General features: G+C 72.1%; 20 protein-coding genes. 3 read left to right on the forward strand and 17 right to left on the reverse strand.

What is annotated here, in order from left to right; translation table 11 throughout:
* Positions 1-2 precede the first annotated feature (2 nt).
* The 5 genes from ffh to AB0435_RS05050 form a co-directional block, all read right to left on the reverse strand.
* On the reverse strand, positions 3-1,550 hold the full coding sequence (gene ffh, locus AB0435_RS05030) for a signal recognition particle protein (RefSeq protein WP_366005888.1): 1,548 nt from the start codon (positions 1,548-1,550) through the stop codon (positions 3-5).
* Positions 1,551-1,749: 199 nt separating this feature from the next.
* Positions 1,750-4,164: a [protein-PII] uridylyltransferase gene (locus AB0435_RS05035; RefSeq protein WP_366426211.1), complete on the reverse strand. Its 2,415-nt coding sequence runs from the start codon at positions 4,162-4,164 to the stop codon at positions 1,750-1,752.
* Between the two features lie 75 nt (positions 4,165-4,239).
* Positions 4,240-4,587, reverse strand: coding sequence for a P-II family nitrogen regulator (locus AB0435_RS05040; RefSeq protein WP_366005886.1), 348 nt, complete (start codon positions 4,585-4,587; stop codon positions 4,240-4,242).
* The gene (locus tag AB0435_RS05045; protein WP_366426212.1) at positions 4,584-5,909 is read right to left on the reverse strand and encodes an ammonium transporter; all 1,326 of its coding nucleotides are present in this window, start codon (positions 5,907-5,909) and stop codon (positions 4,584-4,586) included. Before AB0435_RS05045 ends, AB0435_RS05040 begins: the two co-directional genes overlap by 4 nt.
* A gap of 336 nt (positions 5,910-6,245) precedes the next feature.
* Positions 6,246-7,670 carry a hypothetical protein gene (locus AB0435_RS05050; RefSeq protein WP_366005916.1) on the reverse strand — a complete coding sequence of 475 codons (1,425 nt, stop codon included), beginning with the start codon at positions 7,668-7,670 and terminating at the stop codon, positions 6,246-6,248.
* Between the two features lie 539 nt (positions 7,671-8,209).
* Between AB0435_RS05050 and AB0435_RS05055 the strand changes: the two genes are divergently transcribed.
* Complete coding sequence (locus AB0435_RS05055; protein WP_366426213.1) at positions 8,210-8,881, forward strand: bifunctional DNA primase/polymerase; 672 nt, start codon at positions 8,210-8,212, stop codon at positions 8,879-8,881.
* A gap of 82 nt (positions 8,882-8,963) precedes the next feature.
* Here the strand turns inward: AB0435_RS05055 and ftsY are convergent, their stop codons facing one another.
* Positions 8,964-10,208, reverse strand: coding sequence for a signal recognition particle-docking protein FtsY (gene ftsY, locus AB0435_RS05060; protein ID WP_366005883.1), 1,245 nt, complete (start codon positions 10,206-10,208; stop codon positions 8,964-8,966).
* A gap of 221 nt (positions 10,209-10,429) precedes the next feature.
* On the opposite strand from ftsY, the gene AB0435_RS05065 reads away from it, so the two are divergent.
* Positions 10,430-11,896 carry a cytosine permease gene (locus AB0435_RS05065; RefSeq protein WP_366426214.1) on the forward strand — a complete coding sequence of 489 codons (1,467 nt, stop codon included), beginning with the start codon at positions 10,430-10,432 and terminating at the stop codon, positions 11,894-11,896.
* A gap of 433 nt (positions 11,897-12,329) precedes the next feature.
* Here the strand turns inward: AB0435_RS05065 and AB0435_RS05070 are convergent, their stop codons facing one another.
* From AB0435_RS05070 to AB0435_RS05085, 4 genes are all read right to left on the reverse strand, one after another.
* A complete protein-coding gene (locus AB0435_RS05070) occupies positions 12,330-13,748 on the reverse strand; it encodes a sugar porter family MFS transporter (RefSeq protein WP_366426215.1) in 1,419 nt (472 codons plus the stop codon).
* A 201-nt stretch (positions 13,749-13,949) separates the two neighbouring features.
* A complete protein-coding gene (gene smc / locus AB0435_RS05075; protein WP_366008059.1) occupies positions 13,950-17,543 on the reverse strand; it encodes a chromosome segregation protein SMC in 3,594 nt (1,197 codons plus the stop codon).
* Positions 17,544-17,823: 280 nt separating this feature from the next.
* Positions 17,824-18,033 (reverse strand): hypothetical protein, encoded by a 210-nt coding sequence (locus AB0435_RS05080; protein ID WP_116214103.1) that lies wholly within the window; start codon positions 18,031-18,033, stop codon positions 17,824-17,826.
* 425 nt (positions 18,034-18,458) lie between these two features.
* On the reverse strand, positions 18,459-18,740 hold the full coding sequence (locus tag AB0435_RS05085) for an acylphosphatase (RefSeq protein WP_366008058.1): 282 nt from the start codon (positions 18,738-18,740) through the stop codon (positions 18,459-18,461).
* A 212-nt stretch (positions 18,741-18,952) separates the two neighbouring features.
* Here AB0435_RS05085 and AB0435_RS05090 point away from each other — a divergent pair, with 212 nt between their 5' ends.
* On the forward strand, positions 18,953-19,867 hold the full coding sequence (locus tag AB0435_RS05090; RefSeq protein WP_366426216.1) for a CAP domain-containing protein: 915 nt from the start codon (positions 18,953-18,955) through the stop codon (positions 19,865-19,867).
* Between the two features lie 57 nt (positions 19,868-19,924).
* Here AB0435_RS05090 and mutM read toward each other — a convergent pair whose 3' ends face one another.
* The 7 genes from mutM to rsmD form a co-directional block, all read right to left on the reverse strand.
* The gene (mutM, locus tag AB0435_RS05095) at positions 19,925-20,806 is read right to left on the reverse strand and encodes a bifunctional DNA-formamidopyrimidine glycosylase/DNA-(apurinic or apyrimidinic site) lyase (protein WP_366426217.1); all 882 of its coding nucleotides are present in this window, start codon (positions 20,804-20,806) and stop codon (positions 19,925-19,927) included.
* A gap of 117 nt (positions 20,807-20,923) precedes the next feature.
* Entirely contained in the window at positions 20,924-21,760 is an 837-nt protein-coding gene (rnc, locus tag AB0435_RS05100) for a ribonuclease III (RefSeq protein ID WP_366426218.1), read from the reverse strand.
* Positions 21,761-21,779: 19 nt separating this feature from the next.
* A complete protein-coding gene (rpmF, locus tag AB0435_RS05105; protein WP_030087884.1) occupies positions 21,780-21,953 on the reverse strand; it encodes a 50S ribosomal protein L32 in 174 nt (57 codons plus the stop codon).
* 2 nt (positions 21,954-21,955) lie between these two features.
* Complete coding sequence (locus tag AB0435_RS05110; RefSeq protein WP_366008053.1) at positions 21,956-22,552, reverse strand: YceD family protein; 597 nt, start codon at positions 22,550-22,552, stop codon at positions 21,956-21,958.
* Positions 22,553-22,753: 201 nt separating this feature from the next.
* A complete protein-coding gene (locus AB0435_RS05115; protein WP_366008063.1) occupies positions 22,754-23,848 on the reverse strand; it encodes an ATP synthase F0 subunit B in 1,095 nt (364 codons plus the stop codon).
* 99 nt (positions 23,849-23,947) lie between these two features.
* Positions 23,948-24,427, reverse strand: coding sequence for a pantetheine-phosphate adenylyltransferase (gene coaD, locus AB0435_RS05120; protein ID WP_361527703.1), 480 nt, complete (start codon positions 24,425-24,427; stop codon positions 23,948-23,950).
* 26 nt (positions 24,428-24,453) lie between these two features.
* Positions 24,454-25,056 (reverse strand): 16S rRNA (guanine(966)-N(2))-methyltransferase RsmD, encoded by a 603-nt coding sequence (gene rsmD / locus AB0435_RS05125; RefSeq protein ID WP_366008052.1) that lies wholly within the window; start codon positions 25,054-25,056, stop codon positions 24,454-24,456.
* Positions 25,057-25,325: the final 269 nt, after the last annotated feature.

A 25,325-nucleotide genomic window follows, 5' to 3' on the forward strand; every position in this document is an offset into this window, starting at 1 on the left:
GATCAGCCCATGAACTTCTTGAACTCGTCGGGGAGTTCGAAGTTCTGCGGCTCCTGGTCCGCGGCGGGCAGGCCCAGCGGGTTGGCCGCCTGCTGCTCGCGGCGCGCGGCCGCGGCCTCCTCCTCGGCCTTGCGCTTCATCGGGTTGCCGCTCTTGCGCTTGCCCTTGGCCTGCTTGACCTGCTTCTTCTTACGGGCCGCGCCGCCGCCCATGCCCGGCATCCCGGGCATCCCCGGCATGCCGCCGCCCTGGGCCATGCGGGACATCATCTTGCGGGCGTCGAAGAAGCGCTCCACCAGGTTCTTGACCGCGCTGACGTCCACGCCCGAGCCCTTGGCGATACGGGCGCGGCGCGAGCCGTTGATGATCGTGGGGTCCTGGCGCTCGGCCGGGGTCATCGACTTGATGATCGCGGCGGTGCGGTCGACGTCGCGCTCGTCGAGGTTGTTGATCTGGTCCTTGATCTGCCCCATGCCGGGCAGCATGCCGAGGAGCTTCGAGATGGAGCCCATCTTGCGGACCTGTTCCATCTGGGACAGGAAGTCGTCGAGCGTGAACTCCTTCGGCCCCTTCGCCAGCTTGGCCGCCATCTTCTCGGCCTCGTCCTGGCTGAAGGTCTGCTCGGCCTTCTCGATGAGGCTGAGCATGTCGCCCATGCCGAGGATGCGGGACGCCATGCGGTCCGGGTGGAACGCGTCGAAGTCGTCCAGCTTCTCGCCGTTGGAGGCGAACATGATCTGCTTGCCGGTCACGTGCGCGACCGACAGGGCGGCACCACCGCGGGCGTCACCGTCGAGCTTGGAGAGCACCACGCCGTCGAAGCCGACGCCGTCGCGGAACGCCTCGGCGGTGTTGACCGCGTCCTGGCCGATCATGGCGTCGACGACGAAGAGGACCTCGTCGGGGCCGACGGCGTCGCGGATGTCCGCGGCCTGCTGCATCAGCTCGGCGTCGATGCCGAGGCGGCCGGCGGTGTCGACGACGACCACGTCGTACTGCTTGGACTTCGCGAACTCGATCGAGTCCTTGGCGACCTGCACCGGGTCGCCGACGCCGTTGCCCGGCTCCGGCGCGTAGACCGCGACACCCGCACGCTCGGCGACGACGGAGAGCTGGTTGACGGCGTTGGGGCGCTGGAGGTCACAGGCGACCAGCAGCGGGGCGTGGCCCTGGCCCTTGAGCCAGAAGCCGAGCTTTCCGGCGAGGGTGGTCTTACCGGCACCCTGGAGACCGGCGAGCATGATGACCGTCGGGCCGGTCTTCGCGAAGCGCAGCCGGCGGGTCTCGCCACCGAGGATGCCGATGAGCTCCTCGTTGACGATCTTGATGACCTGCTGGGCGGGGTTCAGCGCCGCGGAGACCTCGGCGCCGTTGGCCCGCTCCTTGACCTGGCGGATGAACGCGCGGACGACCGGCAGGGCGACGTCCGCTTCGAGCAGCGCGATACGGATCTCGCGGGCGGTGGCGTCGATGTCCGCCTCGGACAGTCGGCCCCGGCTCCGGAGGTTCTTGAATACGTCCGCCAAGCGGTCGGAAAGAGTATCGAACACAGCGCTCGTCGGTCCTCGGGGTCGGGGGCGGGGTGAATCGCCCTCCAGAGTATCTGGCCCCGCCGACCCGGTGTCCTCGCCTACCGGATATGACGAACGGGACCGGACAGGACCGGAGGGGACGGGAGGGGGCGGGGAACGGCGCGGTGCCTCCGCGCTCGCAGGTGTGCCTGGGGAACAGCCGTGCCCACGGCCCCGCTCAGGCCAATGCCGCCTCCACAGCCTCCGCCACCGCCGTCGCCTCCACGTCGGGCAGCGGCCTGCCGTCCATCCCCGTCACATAGAAGGCGTCCACCACATTGGCCCCGAGCGTGCTCACGTGCGCGCTCCGCACCCACACCCCCGCGTCCTCCAGGGCCCGCCCGATGCGGTGCAGCAGGCCAGGGGCGTCCTGGGCCCGTACCTCCAGGACCGTCGCGTCCCGTGAGCCACCGGCGGCCACCGTCACCCGGGGCGGCGCGTGCACGCCCCGGCGCCGCCTGGCGTACGCCGCCTCCCGCTCCGCGAGCCGCCCGACGAGGTCGAGTCCGCCGTCCAGGGCCCGTACGAGGTCGTTCCGCAGCCGCACGGACTCCGGCGGGGAGCCGAACTCCGCGGCCACCCGCCATCGCAGCAGCAGCGCGCCCCCGACCGACCGCAGGTCCGCCGCGCGGACCGTCAGCCGGTGCAGCGCGAGCACGCCGGCGGTCGCGGGCAGCACTCCCGAACGGTCGGGGACGGCGATGGCCAGTTCCACGCCCACCGTGACCGAACCGTCGCGGGCGTCCTCGCCCTCCGGCCGCTCGCGCAGCTCCAGCACGACGCCTTTGGTGCGCAGCGCCTCGGCCACCAGGCGCTCGTGCCCGGCGCCCGGCGGCTCGGCCCGCGTACGGCCCGGGGCGTCGCCCGTGAGCGCGGCCGCGGCGCGGCGGACGAGGCCGGCCACCAGCGAGGCCCGCCAGGCGCTCCAGGCGGCGGGCCCGGTGGCGAGGGCGTCGGCCTCGGTGAGCGCGTGGAGCAGTTCCAGGGTGTCGGTGCGCGCGACGGCGTCGGTGACGGTCCGGATGGTCGCCGGGTCGTCGAGGTCGCGCCGGGTGGCGGTGTCGACGAGCAGCAGGTGGTGGCGTACGAGCGTGGCGAGGGTGTCGGTGTCCGCCGGGCCGAAGCCGAGCCGGGCGGCGATGTCGCGGGTGAGGGCCTCCCCCACCACCGAGTGGTCGCCCGGGCGGCCCTTGCCGATGTCGTGCAGCAGGGCGGCGACGAGGAGCAGATCGGGGCGGCCGACGTCGCGCGCGAGGGCGGCGGCCCGGACGGCCGTCTCGATCAGGTGCCGGTCGACGGTCCAGCGGTGCACGGCGTTGCGCTGCGGGCGGCAGCGGACGTGCTCCCACTCGGGCAGCAGCCGCGAAATGATCCCTTCCGCCTCCAGTGCCTCCCAGACCTCGACGGTGGGCGCGCCCGCGCCGAGGAGGGTGATCAGCGCCTCGCGCGCCTCGTCCGGCCAGGGCACCGGCAGCGGGCCCGCCGTGGCGGCCAGCCGGCGCACGGCGTGCGGCGACAGCGGCAGCCCCGCCTGCGCGGCGGCGGCCGCGGCGCGCAGCGGCAGCACCGGGTCGCGCTCGGGCCGTGCCGCACGGGCGAGGACCGCCTCGCCGTCCTGCTCGACGACGCCCTCGGCGAGCGGCAGGCGCTCCGCCTCCACGAACCCGCCGCGGCCGCCGCGCCCGCCGAGGATCCGCCGCAGGCGCGGCCTGGCCGACCGGGCGCGCAGGACGCGTCCGACCTCGCGCCAGGTGACGTCGGCGGCGTAGGAGACCGTGCGGGCGGCCTCGTAGACCTCGCGCAGCAGGGTGTCGCCGTCGGGGAGGCCGACGGCGGCGGCCACTTGGTCCTGTTCCTGGAGGGCCAGCCGGTCGGTGGCGCGGCCGGTGACCAGGTGGAGGGCGTCGCGGGTGTCGAGCAGCAGGGCGCGGGCGCTCTCCAGGCCCTCGCGGGGCGCGTCCGCGAGCCAGGAGGCGGCGACGGCACGCAGGGCGGTGGCGTCCCGGAGGCCGCCGCGCGCCTCCTTGAGGTCGGGCTCCAGCAGGAAGCGCAACTCGCCCTGGAGCCTGGCCCGTTCCTCCCCGAGCTCGCGCAGCTCCGGCAGCCGGGCGGGGGCCTGGGCCCGCCAGTCGGCGTAGGCGGTGGCGCGCAGCCCGGCCGTGAGGTGCTCGTCGCCGCCGAGGTGGCGGGCGTCGAGGAGCCCGAGGTGGACCTTGAGGTCGGTGGCGGCGGTCCGGCGCGCCTCGGCCGGAGTGCGCACGGAGTGGTCGAGCGCGAGGCCCATGTCCCATACGGGGTACCAGACGCGGTCGGCGATCGCCGCGATCTTCGCCGGGTCCGCCGAACCGTCGTGCAGCAGCAGGACGTCGAGGTCGCTGCGCGGCGACAGCTCGCCGCGGCCGTAGCCGCCGACGGCCACGAGTGCCACGCCGTGCGTCTCGCCCAGCAGGGCCGACAGCCACTGGTCGGTGAGCCGTGCGAGGGCGGCGCGCCGCGGCGACCCGGCCGACCTCCCCTGGTGCAGGAGGCGCAGCCGGGCCGCCGCGTAACCGCCGGGTTGCGAGCCGGTCGCCGGGGAACCGGTGTCCGTCACGTCAGGGCTCCTTGGGAGTGCTCTGGGAAGGGGGCCGGCCGATCCGTGTCCGGCGGGGCGTCGAACGGCCGCGGCCTACAGGGCGTCCGGGCCGCGCTCGCCGGTGCGCACGCGGACGACGTCCTCGACCGGGACGACCCACACCTTGCCGTCGCCGATCTTGCCGGTGTCGCCGGAGCGGGCGGCCTTCACGATGATGTCGACGACGTCCTCGGTGTCGTGGTCCTCGGTGAGGATCTCTATCCGGATCTTCGGCACGAGGTCGACGGTGTACTCGGCGCCGCGGTAGACCTCGGTGTGGCCGCGCTGGCGGCCGGACCCGCTGGCCTCGCTGACGGTCATGCCGCGCACGCCGAAGCTCCGCAGCGCCGCCTTGATGTCGTCGACCATGTGCGGCTTGACGACCGCGGTGATGAGCTTCATGCGTCCACCTTCTTGTGCTGTGCCGTGCCGTTGTCCGGAGTGTGGCCCGATGCGCCGTGACCGTCCTCCGAGGACAGGGCCGACGGGGGGTGCGCGACGGTCCGGGTGACCGCCGAGACGCCACCAACCGCGCTGAAGTCGTAGGCGGTCTCGGCGTGGAACGCCTGGTCGATGCCGCTCAGTTCGTCGTCCTCGGTGGCCCGGAAGCCGATGAGCCTGTCGACGAGCTTGGCGAGGAGCCAGGAGACGGTGAAGGAGTAGCCGAGCACCGCGAACGCGCCGACGGCCTGCCGTCCGAGCTGGGTGGCACCGCCGATGCCGCCGGTGGCGAGGACGCCGACGAGGAGGGTGCCGATGACGCCGCCGACGAGGTGGACGCCGACCACGTCGAGCGAGTCGTCGAAGCCGAGCTTGAACTTCAGGGCGACGGCCCAGGAGCAGACCGCGCCGGCGACCACGCCGATGAGGAGCGCGCCGAAGGCGTTGACGGCGGCGCCGGAGGGCGTGATGGCGACCAGGCCGGCGACGGCGCCGGAGGCCGCGCCGAGGGTGGTGAACGCGCCGTGCCGGACGCGCTCGTAGGCGAGCCAGCCGATCATGGCGGCGCCGGTCGCCACCTGGGTGTTGAGCGCCATGTTGGCCGCGGTGCCGTTGGCGGCGAGCGCGGAGCCCGCGTTGAAGCCGAACCAGCCGAACCACAGCAGTGCCGCGCCGAGCATCACCAGCGGCAGGCTGTGCGGCCGCATGGGGTCCTTCTTGAAGCCGATGCGCTTGCCGACGACGAGCACGGCGGCGAGGGCGCCGATGCCCGCGTTGATGTGGACGGCCGTGCCACCCGCGAAGTCGATCACCTTCAGCTTGAAGAGCCAGCCGCCGGGCTGCCAGACCCAGTGGGCGACGGGGAAGTAGACGACCGACACCCAGAGGGTGATGAAGAGGGCCCAGGCGCTGAACTTCACACGGTCGGCGAGCGCCCCGCTCATCAGGGCGGGGGTGATGACGGCGAACATCAGCTGGAAGAGGGCGAAGGCGAAGACCGGGATGCCGCCCTTGCCGGTCAGCGTCTCCGGGCTGATGCCCTTGAGGCCGATGTGGTCGAGATTGCCGAGCAGCCCGGCGCCGACGTCGTCGCCGAAGGCGAGTGAGTAGCCGTAGAGCACCCACAGCACGGTGACGATGCCGAGCGAGATGAACGACATCATCAGCATGTTGAGCGCGCTCTTGACCCGCACCATGCCGCCGTAGAAGAAGGCCAGGCCCGGGGTCATCAGCATCACGAGCGCGGCACTGATCAATACGAATGCGGTATCTGCGCCATTCACGCGACGTCTCCTCGAAAGCGGCGGCCCGTACGGGCGGGTTGTCAGCGGGCCGGGTTTCGCCAAGAGGTTGACGCAGCGCGGTTTCAGCCGGTGCGGCCGGTTGTTTCACCGGGATGACGATGGCGTCGTAGGTGTTACACCGCGATGAACTGCGGTGGATCGGCCCGCGACGTGCGGTGCTTCGCGGCTGCGGTCCATGGAGGCTCGGACCGGCCGCGGCGACCGCCCTGTCGGACCTGGCGTGGGGGAGCCGAGTCGGGCTGTACGGGAGGGTCGCCGCGGTCGGGGTCGGGGGTCGGAAGGGACGTATGGAGATCGGCCGGGACGGTGGCGGGGTCAGACCGCCTGCACGGCTTCCGGGGATTCCGGCAGGTGGATGCCGAGTTGCTCGGTGAGGGCGACGACCTCGTGCACCTCGCCGAAGTCACGGGCGGCGGTGCCCACGGTCTTGCGCAGGCGGTTGTTGACCCGCTCCGAGCGCACCTGCTTGGCGATCTTCAGGGCCTTGCCGGCCACGACGGTCGCCTGCTCCGGCTCGCGCTGCATCAGGTGCACGGTGGCCATGCCGATGAGATTGAGTGCATACGACCGGTGGTGGTCGCCGTCCTGCTCGAAGAGCTCGACCGCGCGCTCCATCTTGGGCCGGGCGAGCGAGGCGTACGTGGGGCTGCGGCCGGCCACATAGGCGAGGTCGCGGTAGGAGTGGGCGTTCTCGGCGTTGAGCTCGGCCTCGGAGAAGAAGCGGATCCAGTCGGGGTCGTCGTCACCGGAGCCGGAGTCGGCGAAGCAGTCCTCCGCCATGGTGACCGCGCGCTTGCACTTGGCGGGCTGGCCCATGTTGGCGTAGGCGCGGGCCTCCACGGCGTAGAGCATCGCCTGGGTGCGGGCGGTGGCGGTCTCCCGCGAGCCGTACTGCCCGAGGTGAATGAGCTCCAGGGCATCGTCGGGCCGGTCGAGGTGGATCATCTGGCGGCCCATGCTGGAGAGGATGTACGACCCGAGGGGGCGGTCGCCGGCCTCCTTCGCGGCGTGCAGGGCGAGCACGAAATACTTCTGCGCTGTGGGGTGGAGGCCGATGTCGTAACTCATCCAGCCCGCCAGCTGGGCCAGTTCGGCGGCGGCCTTGAACAGCCGCTTGGAGGTGGCCTCCGGCTGGGGCTCCTGGAGCAGGTCGGTCACCTCGTGGAGCTGCCCGACCACGGCCTTGCGGCGCAGCCCGCCGCCGCACTGGGCGTCCCACTGCCGGAACATCACGGTCGTGGACTCCAGCAGATCCAGCTCGGGCGCGGAGAGCCGGGACGCGCGCGGGGAGCGGTCCTGCACGCTGTGCAGATCCCGGCCGACGGGGCCGGGTGTGAGCCAGCGCTGCATCGGCTCGATGAGCGAGGGGCCCGCGGCGAGGGCGAGCGAGGCGCCGAGGAAGCCGCGCCTGGCCAGCATCAGGTCGCTGCGGGAGAACTCGCTGATCAGCTCGACGGTCTGCGGGCCGGCCCAGGGCAGGTCGACACCGGCCACGGAAGGCGACTGGTGCGCGGCCCGCAGCCCGATGTCCTCGACGCCGACGACGCAGCCGAAGCGCTCGGAGAACAGCTCGGAGAGGATCTTGGGAATCGGCTCGCGCGGCTGCTCGCCGTCGAGCCAGCGGCGCACCCGCGAGGTGTCCGTGCTGATGTGGTGGGCGCCCAACTGCCGCGCCCTGCGGTTGACCTGGCGCGCCAGCTCGCCCTTGGACCAGCCGCTGCGCAGGAACCAGGAGCCCAACTGCTCGTTGGGACGCTTCTCGGCCCGGTCGGACCCGGCCTTCTCAGCTTTCTCGGCACCACCGGTGCCGCTGCCGTTGCCGCCCACCTGGAAGCCCCCATCCCGAACTCTGTATCAGTGCGTGAACCGCAAACAGCTTGCCGCCACTGCGGCGGCCTGTCCGGTGATGCTCCAACCCCGGCCGGGGGTTGTGCGGCCGGGCGGCGATACGGGCCGCGCCTCCGACGTGTGGCAGTCGGCGGGTGCATCTCCGAGGTTCGTGCACCGAAAGTAATCCTACGATCACTGATCACGCGAGGGCAGTCCAGGAAACGCCACCATTCGCCACCCCAAGGAATGAACTCAACCGCACCTCCACGCGATTGACTTGACACATACCGATCAGGAGCGGGTCGGACCGATGCGCGCCACGGCGCACGCACGGCGGCGCACCCTGGGTCGCGCACCGTCACGCCGTCGCATGGAGGGCTTCGACGACCATCCGTGTTCGAGACACTCCGAGTCGTAACCATCGGCGAGCACGACCCGTTGGAGGGGGCATGGGCTTCACTATCGGCGGCATCCGGGACCTGCGCTCGGGCTCTCGGCGCCGCGGACGCGCGTCCGAGACCGTGACAGCGGTGGCGGAGTACACCGGCCTGTGGGGATGGGATGTGGTCCCGGGCGCCCGCGCCTCCCGCGGCGGCCGCCCGGCCTGCTCCTGCGGCGCCGCCGACTGCCCGGACCCCGGCGCGCATCCGCTCTCCTTCGCCCCGCCGGTCCCGGCGGGCGCCACCCTCGACGCCGCCGCGGCCGCGTGGGGCGAGGTGCCGGGCGCCGCCGTGCTGCTGCCCGTGGGCCGCTCGTTCGACGTGCTGGAGGTCGCCGAGACAGCCGGGCGGCACGCCCTCGCCCGGCTCGAGCGCATGGGGCTGCCGCTCGGCCCGGTGGCCCTCACCCCACACGGGCGGGCCCTGTTCTTCGTGGCCCCCGGCGCCGCCGCCGAACTCCCCCAGCTCCTCTACCGCATGGGCTGGGACGACGCCCGGCTCGACCTCCGCTGCCTCGGTCCGGGCGACCACATCACCGCGCCGCCCTCCGACCTCGCGGGCCTCGGCCCGATGCGCTGGCTGCGCCCGCCGGCCCTCGACACGGCGGGCCGGCCACCGCAGGCACGGCTGCTGCTGGGCACGCTGGCATACGTCTGCCACCGCGCGCCGCTGTGCCGCTGAGCCCGTCGAGCCCCGCATACGCGTCAGGGCCCCGCGGCCGGACGGCCGCGGGGCCCTGACGTCTGCGCGGGACGCGTCCCGGTCAGTCGCCGATCAAGGCGTCCACGAACGCCCCCGGTTCGAACGGCGCGAGGTCGTCCGCGCCCTCGCCCAGGCCCACCAGCTTCACCGGCACACCCAGCTCGCGCTGGACCGCGATGACGATGCCGCCCTTGGCGGTGCCGTCCAGCTTGGTGAGCACGATGCCCGTGATGTCGACGACCTCGGCGAACACCCGCGCCTGTACCAGGCCGTTCTGCCCGGTGGTGGCGTCGAGGACGAGCAGCACCTCGTCGACCGAGCCGTGCTTCTCCACGACGCGCTTGACCTTGCCGAGCTCGTCCATGAGCCCGGTCTTGGTGTGCAGGCGGCCCGCGGTGTCGACGAGGACGACGTCCGCGTTCTCGGCGATGCCCTCCTTGACCGCGTCGAAGGCGATCGACGCCGGGTCGCCGCCCTCGGGCCCGCGGACCGTACGGGCGCCGACGCGCTCGCCCCAGGTCTGGAGCTGGTCGGCGGCGGCGGCGCGGAAGGTGTCCGCCGCGCCCAGCACCACGGACTTGCCGTCCGCGACGAGGACGCGCGCGAGCTTGCCGGTGGTGGTGGTCTTGCCGACGCCGTTGACGCCGACGACCAGCACGACGCCGGGCTTCTCCTCGCCGTTCACGCCCACGCCGGGCTCGGTGTGGACATTGCGGTCGGTGTCGGCGCCGATGAGGGCGACCAGCTCCTCGCGGAGGAGGCCGCGCAGCTCCTCGGGGGTGCGGGTGCCGAGCACCTTCACCCGCTCGCGGAGGCGCTCCACGAGCTCCTGCGTCGGGGCGACGCCCACGTCGGCGGTGAGCAGGGTGTCCTCGATCTCCTCCCAGGTGTCCTCGTCGAGGTGCTCACGGGAGAGCAGGGTCAGCAGACCCTTGCCGAGGGAGTTCTGCGACCGGGAGAGCCGGGAGCGCAGCCGGACGAGCCGGCCCGCGGTGGGCTCCGGGACCTCGATCTCGGGTGCCGCCGGGGCCTCGGGGACCTCAGGGGCCTCGGGCTCCGCGACGGGCGCCTCGGCCACCGGAGCGTCGGCCGTGGGCAGCTCGACCTCTTCGACGGTGCGGCGCGGCTCCGGGCGCGGTGTCTCGGCCTCCTCGCCGACGTGCGGCTCGGCGGGCGGCGCGGTGACGGACGGGCTGCTCGGCGGGGCCGGGGGCAGCTGCTTCTTCTTACGGCTGCTGACCACGAGCCCGCTGATCGCGCCGAGCGCGACCACAGCGATGACTACGGCAAGGATGACGATTTCCATAACGTCCCCAGTATCGGACACCCGACCGTCATCGCGCCGCCGCCTCCGTGACCTGTGGATTCGTACAAAGCGACGAGGACCAAAGGCACTATCTGGCCAAAGTTGGAGCAAAGTACGATGGCGTGTGACGTTGTGACGCGCGTAGAGTCCGCAGCGTCTCTTTCTGCCCCGGCCCTTCCGCTGTGGCTTATGCCCCGCTTCACCCGCACGGAGCCCCCCACATGGACAACGTCGTCCCCGCCGAGTCCGACGGCGCGATAGAAACCCGCGGCATCGAGCCCGTCCCGGACCATGAGCGGCACGGTCGCGTCCGGGAGCTGTTCCCCACCTGGGTCGCCGCCAACATCAGTGTGCTGCTGCTCACCATGGGCGCGGCCCTGGTCGTCTTCAACCAGCTGAACTTCTGGCAGGTCCTGATCGTCGCCGGGTGCGCCGCGCTCGCGTCGTTCGGCATGGTCGGCGTGCTGTCGGTCTCCGGCAAGTGGGGCGGTGCCCCGGGCGCGATGCTCTCCCGCGCGACCTTCGGCGTCCGCGGCAACCTCTTCCCGGGCGCGATCCTGTGGGTCGCCCGCTTCGGCTGGGAGACGATCAACGCGGTCACCGGCGCCTACGCCGTACTGACCGTTCTGGACCTGCTCTTCGGTATCAAGAGCAACACCGCGCTGATCGTCGTGACGCTGTTCCTGTTCGTCGCCAGCACCTTCCTGGTGAGCGGCATGGGCCGCAAGGCTCTGAACGTGTGCAACAAGTGGTCGACGTACCTCTTCGGAGTCTTCTCCGTGCTGGTGCTGGGCTACCTGATCGTCCACATGGACTGGAACGAGGTCTTCTCCAAGCCGGCGGGCACCACCGCCATGATGATCACCGGCATCGGCACCATCGCCGCCGGTGGCATCAGCTGGGTGCCCACCGGCCCCGACTTCGCGCGCTACCTGCCGCACAAGGCGTCCGGCAAGAAGATCGTCGGCGCGACGGTCTCCGGCGCCGGTCTGGTGATGGTCCCGATGGTGCTCATGGGCGCGGTCATGGCCGTCGCGACCCCGGATCTGGCAAAGGCGCCGGACCCGGTCTCCTTCCTGGGCGACATCCTGCCGACCTGGCTGGCCGTGCCCTACCTCGTCACCGCGATCGTGGGCATGCTGCTGATCAACAGCCTGTCGATGTACTCGGCCGGCTTCACCGCCCAGACGATGGGCGTCAAGCTGCCGCGCGCCATGGCCGTCAGCATCAACGCCGTGATCTCCCTCGTCGGCGGTCTGCTGCTGATGCTGGTCGCCAAGAGCTTCCTCAGCTCCTTCATCACCTTCCTGATCCTGCTCGCGGTCTCCTTCTCCGCGTGGATCGGCGTCTACGCCGTCGACATGGCCCGCCGCCGGGTCCGCGCCGTGCGCTACGACGCGGAGGCCCTGATGGACACCGGCCGCACCAGCCGCTACTGGTACGCGGGCGGCTTCTGCTGGCAGGCGATGACCGCGTGGGCGGTCGCCCTGATCGCGGGCGCCTGCTTCACGAAGTGCGACTGGTTCGCCGGCCCGCTCTCCGGCACGTTCATCGGTGAGTACGGGCTGGGCTGGGCGGCCACGATCGCCATCGCGGCGCTGGTGATGCTGCTGCTGCCGACGCCGCGTGAGTCCGGGGCGTCCTCGGCGCCGTCGACCGAGGCGGCTCGCGAGAAGGTCACGGCGTAACCGCCGCCCCCTGTTCCACCCGGACGTCCCCTTCCGCCGACCTTGGCGGGAGGGGACGTTCTCGTATGCGTTGCCGCCTGCGGCGGGCGGTGTTCCCCTACCCCCCGGCTGCAGGCCGGTTCGCCGCCTGCGGCGGGAGCGGCCTACGGCCGCGTCCTCAAACGCCGGACGGGCTGAATGGTGCGGACCGTAGCCAGCACATCCAGCCCGTCCGGCGCTTGAGGACAACGCGCGAAGCGTGTTGCGGGGTCTGGGGCGAAGCCCCAGTTTCGGGAAGGGGCGGGTAGGGGAAAAAGCCCGCCGCAGGCGCACCCGGCAACGCACCCGCGCCCAAGACACGCAACCGCACCCAGCGGAAACGGCACAAACGGCCGCTGCCCCCGGCTCGGGTGAGCCAGGGGCAGCGGCCTTCGAGGAGAGGGCGGCGGGGTGGTCAGCCCATCTCCTCCAGCGCCTTGCCCTTGGTCTCCTTCACGAACTTCAGCACGAAGGGGATCGAGAGCACGGCGAAGACCGCGTAGATGACGTACGTACCGGAGAGGTTCCAGTCCGACAGGCTCGGGAAGCTCGCGGTGATGGCCCAGTTGGCGACCCACTGCGCGGACGCGGCGACGCCGAGCGCCGCGGCGCGGATGCGGTTGGGGAACATCTCGCCGAGGAAGACCCAGACCACGACGCCCCAGGACAGGGCGAAGAAGAGCACGAACGCGTGGGCCGCGACGAGGGCCACCGTGCCCTGCGTCGTCGGCAGCGAGCCGTCGGCGGCCTTGGAGGCGAAGGCCCAGGCCTCCAGCGCGAGGGAGACCGCCATGCCGGCGGAGCCGATGAGCGCGAGCGGCTTGCGGCCGATGCGGTCGACGAAGATCATCGCGATCACGGTGCCGACGATGTTGATGATCGACGTGGTGAAGGAGTAGAGGAAGGAGTCGCTCGGGTCGATGCCGACGGACTGCCACAGGGTCGCCGAGTAGTAGAAGGCGACGTTGATGCCGACGAGCTGCTGGAAGACCGAGAGGCCGATGCCGATCCAGACGATGGGCAGGAAGCCCGCCTTGCCGCCGAGCAGGTCCTTGAAGGTGGACTTCTGCTCGCTGTGCATGGCCAGTTCGATCTCGGCGACGCGCTTGTCGAGGTCGACGCTGTGGCCCTCGACGTCGGCCAGCACGGCCTTCGCCCGGTCGGTCTTGCCGACGGAGATCAGGAAGCGCGGGGACTCGGGGATCGCGAAGGACAGCAGGCCGTAGAGGACGGCCGGCACGACCATGACGCCGAGCATGAGCTGCCACGCCTCGATGCCCATGACGTGACCGCGCTGCTCACCGTGCGCGAGGTTGAGGATGCCCCAGTTCACGAGCTGCGAGATGGCGATGCCGACGACGATCGCGGCCTGCTGGAAGGAGCCGAGGCGGCCGCGGTAGGCGGGCGGCGAGACCTCGGCGATGTAGGCCGGGCCGATGACCGAGGCCATGCCGATGGCGATGCCGCCGAGGACGCGCCAGAATGCGAGGTCCCACAGCGCGAAGGGCAGCGCCGAGCCGATCGCGCTGATGGTGAAGAGGGTCGCGGAGATCTGCATGACGCGGATCCGGCCGATGCGGTCGGCGATGCGGCCCGCGGTGGCGGCGCCGATGGCGCAGCCGATCAGGGCGATCGCGATGACCTGGGCCAGGGCGGCCGAGCCGATGTCGTACTTCCCGCGGATGCCCTCGACGGCACCGTTGATCACGGAACTGTCGTAGCCGAAGAGGAAGCCACCCATGGCCGCGGCCGCGGTGATGAAGATGACATGGCCGAGGTGGTCCGGCTGGGCCTTGCGGCCCTCGGACCCCTGCGCCATCGCAGTGCTGGTCAACGTGTACTCCTGAGGCCCGGCGGCATTGCCGGGCGTGGGGGGGCTGGCCCTTCAAGTGGGGCACAACTCCGGGGGGCCCACCACTTGAAGGTATTAGCAACGTTGCAGACCTTATGCCTTCAATTTTCTAAGTCAATAGGTCGTAACCAAGAAGTTTCCTGAGGGCTTCCTGAGCGTTGTGTTCAACACTTGAAGTAGCGGTCAGGAACTACGCAGTCGCTGACTGATGACCTTGGAAACTCCGTCGCCCTGCATGGACACGCCGTAGAGCGCGTCCGCGACCTCCATGGTCCGCTTCTGGTGGGTGATCACGATCAGCTGGGAGCTCTCCTGGAGCTCTTCCATGATCCGGATCAGCCGCTGCAGATTGGTGTCGTCCAGCGCCGCCTCGACCTCGTCCATCACATAGAACGGGCTGGGCCGCGCCTTGAAGATCGCCACCAGCAGCGCCACCGCGGTCAGGGACCGCTCGCCGCCCGACAGCAGCGACAGCCGCTTGACCTTCTTGCCCGGCGGCCGCGCCTCCACGTCCACCCCGGTCGCCAGCATGTCGTCCGGGTCGGTGAGTACGAGCCGCCCCTCCCCGCCGGGGAAGAGCCGGGAGAAGACGCCCTCGAATTCCCGGGCGGTGTCGTGGTACGCCTCCGTGAAGACCTCCTCGACCCGCTTGTCGACGTCCTTCACCACCTGGAGCAGGTCGCTGCGGGTCTTCTTGAGGTCTTCCAGCTGCTCGGACAGGAATTGATGCCGCTCCTCCAGCGCCGCGAACTCCTCCAGGGCGAGCGGATTCACCTTGCCGAGCTGCTGGTACGCCCGCTCGGCGGCCTTGAGCCGCTTCTCCTGCTCGGCCCGCAGATAGGGCACCGGCCGGTTCCTGGGGTCGTCCGGGTCGTCGGGCAGCTCCTCGCCCTCGGCCGGCGGCGACGGCGGTACGGGCTGGTCCGGCCCGTACTCCGCGACGAGCGCCGTGGGCTCCACGCCGAGCTCCTCCAGGGCCCTGGCCTCCAACTGCTCGATGCGCAGCCGCTTCTCCGCGCCGAGCACCTCACCGCGGTGCACCGAGTCCGTGAGCCGGTCGAGCTCGCCCTTGAGCTCGCGGCCCCGGTTGCGCTCCGTGATCAGTTCCCGTTCGCGTTCGCCCTTCGCCGCCTCGGCGTGCCCGCGCTCCTCGTCGGCACGGACGACCGACACCTCCACGTGCGCCAGCAACTGCCGGGCGCCCGCGGCGACGGCGGAGGCGACGCGCGCCTCGTGGCGCAGCCGGGCGCGCCGCTGCTCAGCGCGCGCCCGCGCCTCCCGCTCGGCGCGCGCCGCCCGGTCCAGCCCGTCCGCCCGTCCGGCGAGCGCCTTCACCCGCTCCTCGTGCGTGCGGACCTGGAGCCGGGCCTCCATCTCGGTCTGCCGGGCGTTGGCCCCGTCGGCCGCGAGCCGGTCGCGTACGGAGGTGTCCGGCTCCTCCGTGTCCTCCGGACCCGCCTCCTCGGCCACCACCAGCCGCTCGGCCAGTTCCTCGGCCTCCTCGGTGGCGCGGACGAGCGCCTCCTCGGCCCGGGCCACGGCCGCCGCCGTACGGCCCGCCTCGTCGGCCGCCGCGCGCGCCTGTCCGCCGAGGCGCCCGAGCGCCTGGGCGACCTGCGACTTCTCGCGGTCCGCGGCACTGCGCCGGGCCGCCAGCTCCTCGACCAGGGCGGCACACTCGGCGCGCCGCCCGTCCGCCGTCCGCTGGGCGAGCGCCAATTGCTCGCAGCGGGTGTCCAGTTCGGCCAGCTCGGTGGTGGCCTCGTCGACGGCGGACTGCACCTCCAGCAGGCTGGGCGCGCCGCCGGAGCCACCCTGCGCGAACCGCGCCCCGAGGAGGTCGCCCTCGGCGGTCACGGCCGTGCATCCGGGCCGCTCGGCCACCAGTTCCTCGGCCTCCTCCAGCGTCCCGACGACCATGACGTCCCGCAGCAGCGGCGCCACGGCGGCCAGCAACGCGGCGGGCCCGTCGACGAGTTCGAGCGCGGGCCGGGGGCCGTGGCCGGCGGGTGCCGGGGCGGGGGCCGCGTCGGCGCGCTGCGCGTCGGCGCGGCTCAGGCCGTGCGTCACCAGCAGTGCCGCGCGCCCAGCGTCCTGCTTGCGCAGCAGGCGCAGGGCCTCGGCGGCCGTGGCGGTGTCGGTGACCGCGAGGGCGTCGGCGGCGGCGCCCAGGGCGGTGGCGACGGGGAGTTCATGGCCGGGGGCGACCGTCAGGAGCTCGGCGGCCGGTCCGAGCAGTCCGGACAAACGATCCTGCGCTGACAGCAGCGCGCCCGTGCCGTCCTTGCGGCGCAGGCCGAGTGCCAGCGCGTCACGGCGGGCGGCGGTCGCCGCGCGGCGGCGCTCGGTGGCCGTCGCCGCCTCCCGGGCCTCCGTCAGCGCCGCCTCGGCCGCGGCCAGCCCACGCTTGGCGTCCTCCTGCCGGGCGGCGAGCTCCAGGTCGCCCGCGTCCTGCCCCTCGACCTCGGACCGCTGCCGCTCGTACTCCTCCTCGGCGGTGGCCGCGCGCTCGCGGGCCTCGTCGCGGGCGGCGGTCAGCCGGTCGATCTCGGCCTGCGCGGAGGCGGCCCGGCCGTGCGCGGCGGTGACGCGCCCGTGCAGGCGGGCGAGGCCCTCGCGGTGGTCGGCGACGGCGCGGGCGGCGTCCCGCAGCCTCCGCTCCTCCTCGGTGAGCCTGCGCTCCAGCTCGGCCCGGTGCGCGGTGGTCTCCTCCAGGGCCGTGCCCGCCGCTTCGAGCGCGGCCTCAAGCTCCGCCTCCTGCTCGCGGATCCGGGCCGCCTCGCGCTCCAGGTCCTCGGGATCGCGGCCGCGCCGCTCCTCGGCGGGCGCGGACGTGGCGCTGGTGACCCTGGCGTCGGCCAGGCCGATCGTGCCGCGCACCCGCTCGGCGAGCTGCGACAGCTCGTACCAGGTGCGCTGGGCCGCGGCGAGGCGCGGCGCGAGCGTGCGGACCTGCTCCTCCAGGGCGGCCTCGCGCTGCGCGGCCGCCCGCAGGTCGCTCTCGGCGGCCTCCTTGCGGTTCTTGAGCGCGGCCTCGTCGGCGAGTTCGGCGTGCAGGGCGCGGCGCAGGGTCACCAGGTCGTCGGCGAGCAGCCGCAGCCGGGCGTCGCGGAGGTCCGCCTGGATGACCGCGGCCCGGCGGGCGACCGCGGCCTGCCGGCCGAGCGGCTTGAGCTGGCGGCGCAGTTCGTCGGTGAGGTCCTGGACGCGCGCGAGGTTCGCCCGCATCGCGTCGAGCTTCCGCAGCGCCTTCTCCTTGCGCTTGCGGTGCTTCAGTACGCCGGCCGCCTCCTCGATGAAGGCGCGGCGGCCCATGGGGTCGGCGTGCAGGACGGAGTCCAGCTGGCCCTGGCCGACGATGACGTGCATCTCGCGTCCGATGCCGGAGTCGGAGAGCAGCTCCTGGATGTCGAGGAGCCGGCAGGTGTCGCCGTTGAGCTGGTACTCGCTGCCGCCGTTGCGGAACATGATCCGCGTGATGGTGACTTCGGCGTAGTCGATGGGCAGCGCGCCGTCGGAGTTGTCGATGGTGAGCGAGACCTCGGCGCGGCCCAGCGGGGGGCGGCCGGTGGTCCCGGCGAAGATGACGTCCTCCATCTTGCCGCCGCGCAGCGACTTCGCGCCCTGTTCTCCCATGACCCAGGAAAGCGCGTCGACCACATTGGACTTTCCGGAGCCATTGGGTCCCACCACGCACGTGATCCCGGGCTCGAAGCGCAGGGTCGTCGCGGAGGCGAAGGATTTGAACCCTCGCAGGGTCAGGCTCTTGAGGTGCACGCGGAAGGACTCTACCGGCCGTGCGCCCCCCCACGACCGCCCGGCACGAGGCAGCCGGGGGCGACAACAAGCTGCCCCTTTCAATTTTCCGGTTTCACCCGGGAAGGGGCAGGGCACATCAGTCCAAGGGGACGGGAGGAAAACGGCCGGAAACGGCACGGTGATACAACGATCGGATGGGGCCCATCGGATACGACGAAGGGACGCCGGAGCGTCCCTTGCAACTCTCAAGCGGCTGACAGTGCAGCCTGACCGGGCCCCCGGGGCAGGGCGGCTGCGGTCAGGCGAGCGCAGGCTCCGCCTGGGATACGTCGATGCTGTCGAGCTCGAACGAGTCGCCGTGGTGAGCGGCGGCAGTCAGCGCGTCGTTTTCGGCCTGCATCCGGATGAGCTCGGATTCAAGGTCCTGGACACGCTGCTGAAGCCGTCGCATCTCGGAGAGGACTCGGGGGTCGGAGCCGCCGACGTAACCGAGAAGCGCCTTTGCCATGATGGATGGTCCTCCACACTGAGTGACCGACCGAAGCGGTGTGGGTCGTGAGGGATTCGCACCCGCGGTGTCTGCCATCATTACTGCGGTGTTCAATGCCAAACAGCTAAGGTGCGCGGGGCTTCCAGAGTCTCACCAAAAAGTTTGACGGTCAACACGATCACACCCCGTATCGGCGGGCGTCCCAGGGGTGCGCGGCGGTGAATACGCGGCGCAGTCTCTCCCGGGCCCGGAGGGGCGTAGAGATCATCCGTTGAGCAGCAGCCTTCCACGAGTGCGGCGAGTTGGCAACCATCAGGGAATTTCTTCCGTTCGCATATGCCAATGACATATCAATAGGGCCGTCGCGCCCCACGGCCATCCCTTCTCCAGGTCGTTCACCTCGCCGCTTTCCCGGGAAGAGATCCCCTCTCCGGCATGTGCGGTCAGCGGATCTCGAAGCCGTCATAACCGCCGCGCGGCACGTCCCAGATCTCCGTGACGCCGTCCACGCGGCCGGGCGTGTTCCCGTCGCGCAGCCAGTCGAGCAATTGTTCACAGCCTCCGCGCGCGCCCTCGGCGACCACCTGGACCCGGCCGTCGGCGAGATTCGAGGCGAAGCCCTCGAGCCCACCGATCCGCAAGGCGTTCTCCCGGGTGAACCATCGGAAGCCGACACCTTGCACATGGCCCCGGACCCAGGCCGTCAGACGGACATTCTCGTTCATGTCTGCACGTTAACCGACCAATTGCATACGAAGCGCTTAGACCCTGGCCCTATTGCCGTACAGTCGCCGGTCGACAGGTCCCACCCCCGTACGAGTGACGCACGACGACGCCGAACACGTGAGGAAGGCAGCGGATGGGTCGCCATCGACGCTCTGCCCACCAAGTCACCGGTCACCCCGCAGCCGCTCCCCCGCCGGCCGAGACCCTCTCGGTGAACGGGACCTCCGACACCGGGCCGCCCTACGGGCCCGGCGGACCCACCGATGCCGGCCGGCACCGCACCGCGCGGCGGCGCGGCCGGGTGAGCGCCCCCGTACGGACCGGGCTGCTCGGCGCTTCGGCGGCCATGGCCATAGGCGTGGTCGCGATGGCCTCGGGGCTGTTCTCCGGAGGGGACACCCTTCAGCTCGGTGGCGGCAGCCCCGGCGGGCAGGTGCGGGCCGACGACCCGCCCGTCCTCCGGAGCGACCCGCAGCCGCGCGCGCAGGCCCCCGCCCCCGACCGCGGCGGGCTGCCGGTGAGTCGCGGTGCCCAGCGCCCTGAGGCGCGGCCCGCGCCCTCCACCGACGCCGCTCCCCCGTCCTCCGACCCCTCCTCCGAGGCGCCGTCGCCCGAGCCGGACGGATCGGGCATCGACCCCGGCAGCGAGGCGCACACCCTCCCGGCCACGGTTCCCGGAACGGCCGCCGCGGACCTGCCCGCCGCGGACCCCGGCGATCCGGACACGGCGACCGAAGCGGTCAGCCTCCAGGCCGCGCCCGTCGCCCAGATCCTCGCCCTGGTCAACCAGGAGCGGGCCAAGGTGGGCGCCCGGCCGCTGGCCCCCAGTCCCCGGCTCGCCTCGCTGGCGCAGTCCTTCAGCGACGACATGGCCCGGCGCGGCTTCTTCGCGCACACCGACCCGGACGGGCGCACCCCGTGGGACCGCGCGGCCGGCCGCGGCATCGGGAACCTCGGCGGCGAGAACATCGCGCGCGGCCAGCCCGACCCCAGGGCGGTCATGGAGGCGTGGATGAACAGCACGGGGCACCGGGCGAACATCCTCAACCGGGAGTACCGCACGCTGGGGATCGGTGTGCACCCCGGTTCGGGCGGGCCTTGGTGGACACAGGACTTCGGCTACTGAGGGCTATTGATTGAGGGCTACTGAACGCGAGGAGGACCACGCGCCCCGCCGGCGGCGTCAGACCCCGCGCGGCGGGCGCTGGCAGCGGGGGCAGAAGTAGCTGGAGCGGTTCATCCACGGGCGCCGTCGCATCGGCGTGCCGCAGCGTCGGCACGGCTCGTCCTCGCGGCCGTACGCGTCCAACGACCGGTCGAAATAGCCGGATTCACCGTTGACGTTGACGTAGAGGCTGTCGAAGCTCGTGCCGCCGACGGCGAGCGCCTCGTTCATGACCTCACGGATGTGCGTGAGCAACTCCGCGCTGCGCGGGCGGGTCAGCGTCGCCGTGGGGCGGTCGTAGTGCAGCCGGGAGCGCCACAGCGCCTCGTCGGCGTAGATGTTGCCGACGCCGCTGATCAGCGACTGGTCGAGCAGGGCCCGCTTGACGGTCGTACGGCGGCGGCGCAGCGCGGTGTGGAACGCGGCCTCGTCGAAGGCGGGGTCGAGCGGGTCGCGGGCGATGTGCGCGATGACGTCGGGCAGCCCGTCGGGGTCGCCCGGCACGGGCTCGTGCAGCGACAGGCCACCGAAGGTGCGCTGGTCGACGAAGCGCAGCTCGGTGGGGAGGGTGTCGGCGAAGCGGACCCGGATCCGCAGGTGTTTCTCGTCGGGCGCTTCCCGCGGCTGGACGAGGAGTTGGCCGCTCATCCCGAGGTGGGCGAGCAGGGACAGGTCGGGAGCGTCCTGCCCGGCCGCTTCGAGGGGCACCCAGAGATACTTCCCGCGGCGGTGCGCGGTGCCGAGCGTGCGCCCGGTCAGCTGGGCGGCGAAGTCGTCGGGCCCGGCCAGGTGGCGGCGGATCGCCCGGGGGTGCAGGACCGCGACGTCGGCGATGGTGCGCCCGCTGACCCACTGCGCCACACCGCGCCGTACGACCTCGACCTCGGGCAGTTCGGGCACGGCAGCGGTACTCCTTCGCGAGGGTTCGCCCGCCGGGGCCGCGCCCCGGGGCACTCGGTGAAACGTGATCGCCGGGCGGGCCCGAAGACCCGCCCGGCGATCACGGACGAACACGCGTCAGTGCGACGCGCCCTGCACACCGTCGGCGGGCTCGGAAGCCGCCGGGTCGGTGTCGGTGCCGGTGGCCGTGGCCCCCGGGGCGGCCTCGGCCGTGGCCTTGGCCCGTGCCTCCGCCGCTTCATGGATGGCGCGCCAGGCGGCTTCCGCCGCCTGCTGCTCCGCTTCCTTCTTGCTGCGGCCGGTGCCGGTGCCGTACGCGACACCACCGACGCGGGCAGCAGCCGTGAAGGTCTTCTCGTGGTCGGGGCCGGTCTCGGAGACGAGGTACTCCGGGACGCCCAGTCCCTCCGTGGCGGTCAGTTCCTGGAGGCTGGTCTTCCAGTCCAGGCCCGCACCGAGGTTGGAGGACTTCTCGATCAGCGGATCGAAGAGCCTGTGCACCAGCTCGCCGGCGGCCTCGAGGCCCTGGTCGAGGTAGACCGCCCCGATCACGGCTTCCAGCGTGTCCGCGAGGATGGACGCCTTGTTCCGGCCGCCCGTGCCCTCTTCGCCCCGGCCGAGCCGGATGAAGGAGCCGAGGTCGAGACCGCGGCCGACCTCCGCCAGCGCACGGGAGTTGACCACCGCGGCCCGCAGCTTGGCCAGTTGACCCTCGGGCAGGTCGGGGTGGATGCGGTACAGCGTGTCGGTGACCACCAGGCCGAGCACGGAGTCACCGAGGAACTCCAGCCGCTCGTTGGTGGGCAGCCCGCCGTTCTCGTACGCGAAGGAACGGTGAGTCAGCGCACGCACCAGAAGGGCGGTCTCGAGTCTGTACCCGAGCCGCCCTTCCAGAAGCGTGTGAGACGAGGCCGTGTCCGCCGGCGCCTTCTTCGGCGTAATGGCGTCTGACATTGAGCCTGTCACCCGCCGATCAGACCTCGAGGACCTGGCGCTTGTTGTAGGTGCCGCAGCTGGGGCACGCGATGTGCTGCAGCTTCGGCTCGTGGCAGCTAGCGCATGCCACCAGGGTGGGGACCGCAGCCTTCCACTGCGACCGGCGGTGGCGCGTGTTGCTGCGCGACATCTTCCGCTTCGGAACAGCCACGGCTACTTCTCCTGTGAGTCATCCCCGCCGGAGCGGGGGGCGTTGTCCATCTCGCCGTCCTGGTTGGACCCGGCGAGTCCCTGCAGTGCCGCCCAACGAATGTCGACGGACTCATGGTGGTGCTCCGGGTCGTCCGCCAGCCGCGCTCCGCACTCGGAGCACAGACCAGGGCAGTCTTCCTGGCACACCGGCTGCAGCGGCAGTGCGAGCACCACCGCGTCACGCAGCACGGGTTCGAGGTCGAACAAGTCGTCCTCGAGGAAGAGCGTGTCCTCCTCGTCGTCCTCGGCGTCGTCGTCCGTTTCCGCGGTGCGGCTCCGGGCGTCGGCGTCGGGGTAGGAGAACATCTCCTGGAAGTCCGCTTCGAGCTCTCGCTCCAGCGGCTCCAGACACCTTACGCACTCCCCTGTCAGCGGTGCACGGGCGGTGCCTGTGACAAGCACCCCTTCCATGACCGACTCCAGGCGGAGGTCGAGCTCCACCGTCGCGCCCTCGGCGACCCCGATGACCTCGATACCGAGATCGGCGGGTGCCTCGATCGAACGGGAGACCCGCTTCAGCGCACCGGGACGCCGGCCCAGCTCGCGTGTGTCGAACACGAGAGGGGAACGGTGATCAAGGTGGGCGTTCAGGGTTTCCTGCTTTCTACGCTGCGGCGACGGCCGCCCGACGCGGAATACGCGTCCCGGGCAGCCCTGATCGCGAATGCACACGCGACCGAGGAGCCAGAATACTCGACGGGCCGCCGTACACCCAATCGGCGACCGGCCGGCAGCCCGGAGCGGGCGGCCCGGGCTCCGTCAGCGTCCCTGCTCGTACCGGCGGAGCTGATCGAGGTCGATCATGCTCGTGTCGAAGAGGCTCGTCTCGTCGAGCTGGGGCTGCTGGGACGGCTGGTGCTGCGGAGCCTGAGGAGGCTGCTGCTCGTGGCCCTGGTGGCCGCCCGGAGCCGGGTAGCCGCCGTGCTGGTCGTAGCCCCCCGAGGCGGCCGGGGCAGGCCAGGCGTAGGGGTCGTGCTGCGCGTAGCCGCCCTGGACCGCGTACGGATCGGGCTGCCCGTAGGACGTCTGGTAGGCGTACGGGTCGGGCTCGTAGGCCGGGGCCGGGTAGTAGTCCGGCTGCGCGGGCGCGGACGGCGGGGCGGCCGGCGGGCCGGCGGGCTCCTGGGGGGCGGCCAGCTCGGCGAGGAAGTCGGCGTCGCTGGTGTGATGGCCGCCGGGGCGGCCGTCCTGGGCGGCCATGTGGGCGCCGAGCTCGTCCGCCGGGCGCGCGCCGGTCAGCTTCTCCCGGCCCAGGCCGACCGCTTCGAGGGTCTTGGCCAGCACGGCCGCGACCGCGCCGAGCTTGGCGTCGACGTAGGCATCGGCGCGCTGCCGCTGGAGCGCGGGGTCCGCGCTGCGCTCGGGGCCGTCGTCGGGCAGCCCCTCCGCGCCCTGGTCGCCCTCCGCGCCCGGGAGGCCCAGCAGCTTCTCCCGGCCGCGGTCGACGGAGCCGATGGTCTTGGTGAGGACGACCTCGAAATTGGCGAGCTTGCCGTCGACGTAGTCGTCGGCCTCGGCGCGGATCTCCTCTGCCTCCCGACGGGCCTCCGCGAGGATGCGGTCGGCCTCCTCCTGGGACTGGCGGGCGACCTCGGTGTCGGAGATCAGCGAGCCGCGGTGGGCACGGGCCGACTCGATGATCCGCTCGGCCTCCTCGCGGGCGTCGGCGACGAGCCGCTCACGGCCCCCGATCAGCTCCTCGGCCCTGGCCAGGGAGTCGGGCAGGGCGGCCCGCACCTCCTCGAGCAGGGCGAGCAGCTCGGCCCGGTTGACGACGCAGGAGGCCGACATGGGCAGGGACCGGGCGCCGGAGACGGCCCGGACGATCTCGTCGAGCTTCTTCTGCACGTCCACCTTGGCGCTCGCCACTCTCTTCTGACGATGGGCACGAACGGGGACGACTGTACGGCCAGTCGACCCCCGCCCGACACCGGGTGACGAGCTGTCAGCCCGTCAGTCCCGGCCGAGCCGCTCGCCGAGCGCCTCCAGCACCAGCGGCGGCACCAGGTGGGAGACGTCGCCGCCCCAGGCCGCGACCTCCTTGACCAGGCTGGAGGACAGGAAGCTGTAGGTGGGGTTGGTGGGGACGAAGAGGGTCTCCACGCCCGAGAGCCCGTTGTTCATCTGGGCCATCTGGAGCTCGTAGTCGAAGTCGCTGACCGCCCGCAGGCCCTTCACGATGGCGGGGATGTCGCGCTGCTTGCAGAAGTCGACGAGCAGCCCGTGGAACGCCTCCACCTCCACGTTGCCGTACTCCGCGGTGACCTGGCGGAGCAGGTCGATGCGCTCGTCGACGGTGAACAGGCCCTGCTTGGACTTGTTGATCATCACGGCGACGTGCACGACGTCGTACAGCTTGGAAGCGCGGGCGATGATGTCGAGATGTCCATTGGTGACGGGGTCGAACGACCCCGGACAGACGGCGCGGCGCAACTGTGGTTCCTCGCTCTCCGGTCCATTCATGACGCGCGGGGAGATGTCGTCTCTTCGGCGCACGTCGAAGCGGCGCGACCGTACCAAAGCGTTCCCTCGCCGTAGCGACGGGCCCTCAGGGGCTCGAAGCCGTCCGGCCAGGGGAACTCCCCGCCCCTGGTGCTGCGCTCCACGGTGACCAGCGCGTCGTCCGCAAGCCAGCCCTGGGCGCGGAGTGTGAGGAGAATCTCCCGGAGATCGTCGTTCTCGACGGCGTAGGGCGGGTCGAGGAAGACCACGTCGTACGGGGCCGTGGGCACCGGCCCGGCGACGACCTGCGCGGCCTTGCCCGCGCGCACCTCGGCGCCCGGCAGCCCCACGGCGCGGACGTTGTCGCGGATCGTGCGGACCGCGCGGGCGTCGGCCTCCACCAGGAGGACGTGCGCGGCGCCGCGCGAGAGGGCCTCCAGGCCGACCGCCCCGGAGCCGCCGTACAGATCCAGCACGCGGGTGCCGTCCAGGGGACCGAAGAGCGATTCCCAGGTGGAGAACAGGCCCTCGCGCGCCCGGTCGGAGGTCGGGCGGGTGCCGGTGCCGGGCGGCACGGCCAGGCGGCGTCCGCCGGCGGTGCCGGCGATCACGCGGGTCATTGGGGTCCTCGGTCCTTCGCGGTCGGTCGGCGGGTCGGGTGGGCCCGCCGTCCACTCAGCCTAGGCCGTGTCCGGCGGATCGCCGCCAGGGTGCGGGCCGTCCGCCGCCCGCGGCGGTGCGCCCTTGCGGGCCCGGACGAAGTCCGCGGGAGCGTCCTCGACCGCCGGACGGGCCGGATCGCGCGGCGGGGGTGCGCGGACGGCACCGCCCGCGGGACCGACCACGAGATCGCCGGACAGGCCCGGAGTGCGGGGCGCGCTTCCCCCGG

The sequence above is a fragment of the Streptomyces sp. NPDC051173 genome, assembly GCF_040689515.1.
Taxonomy (GTDB): Bacteria; Actinomycetota; Actinomycetes; order Streptomycetales; family Streptomycetaceae; genus Streptomyces.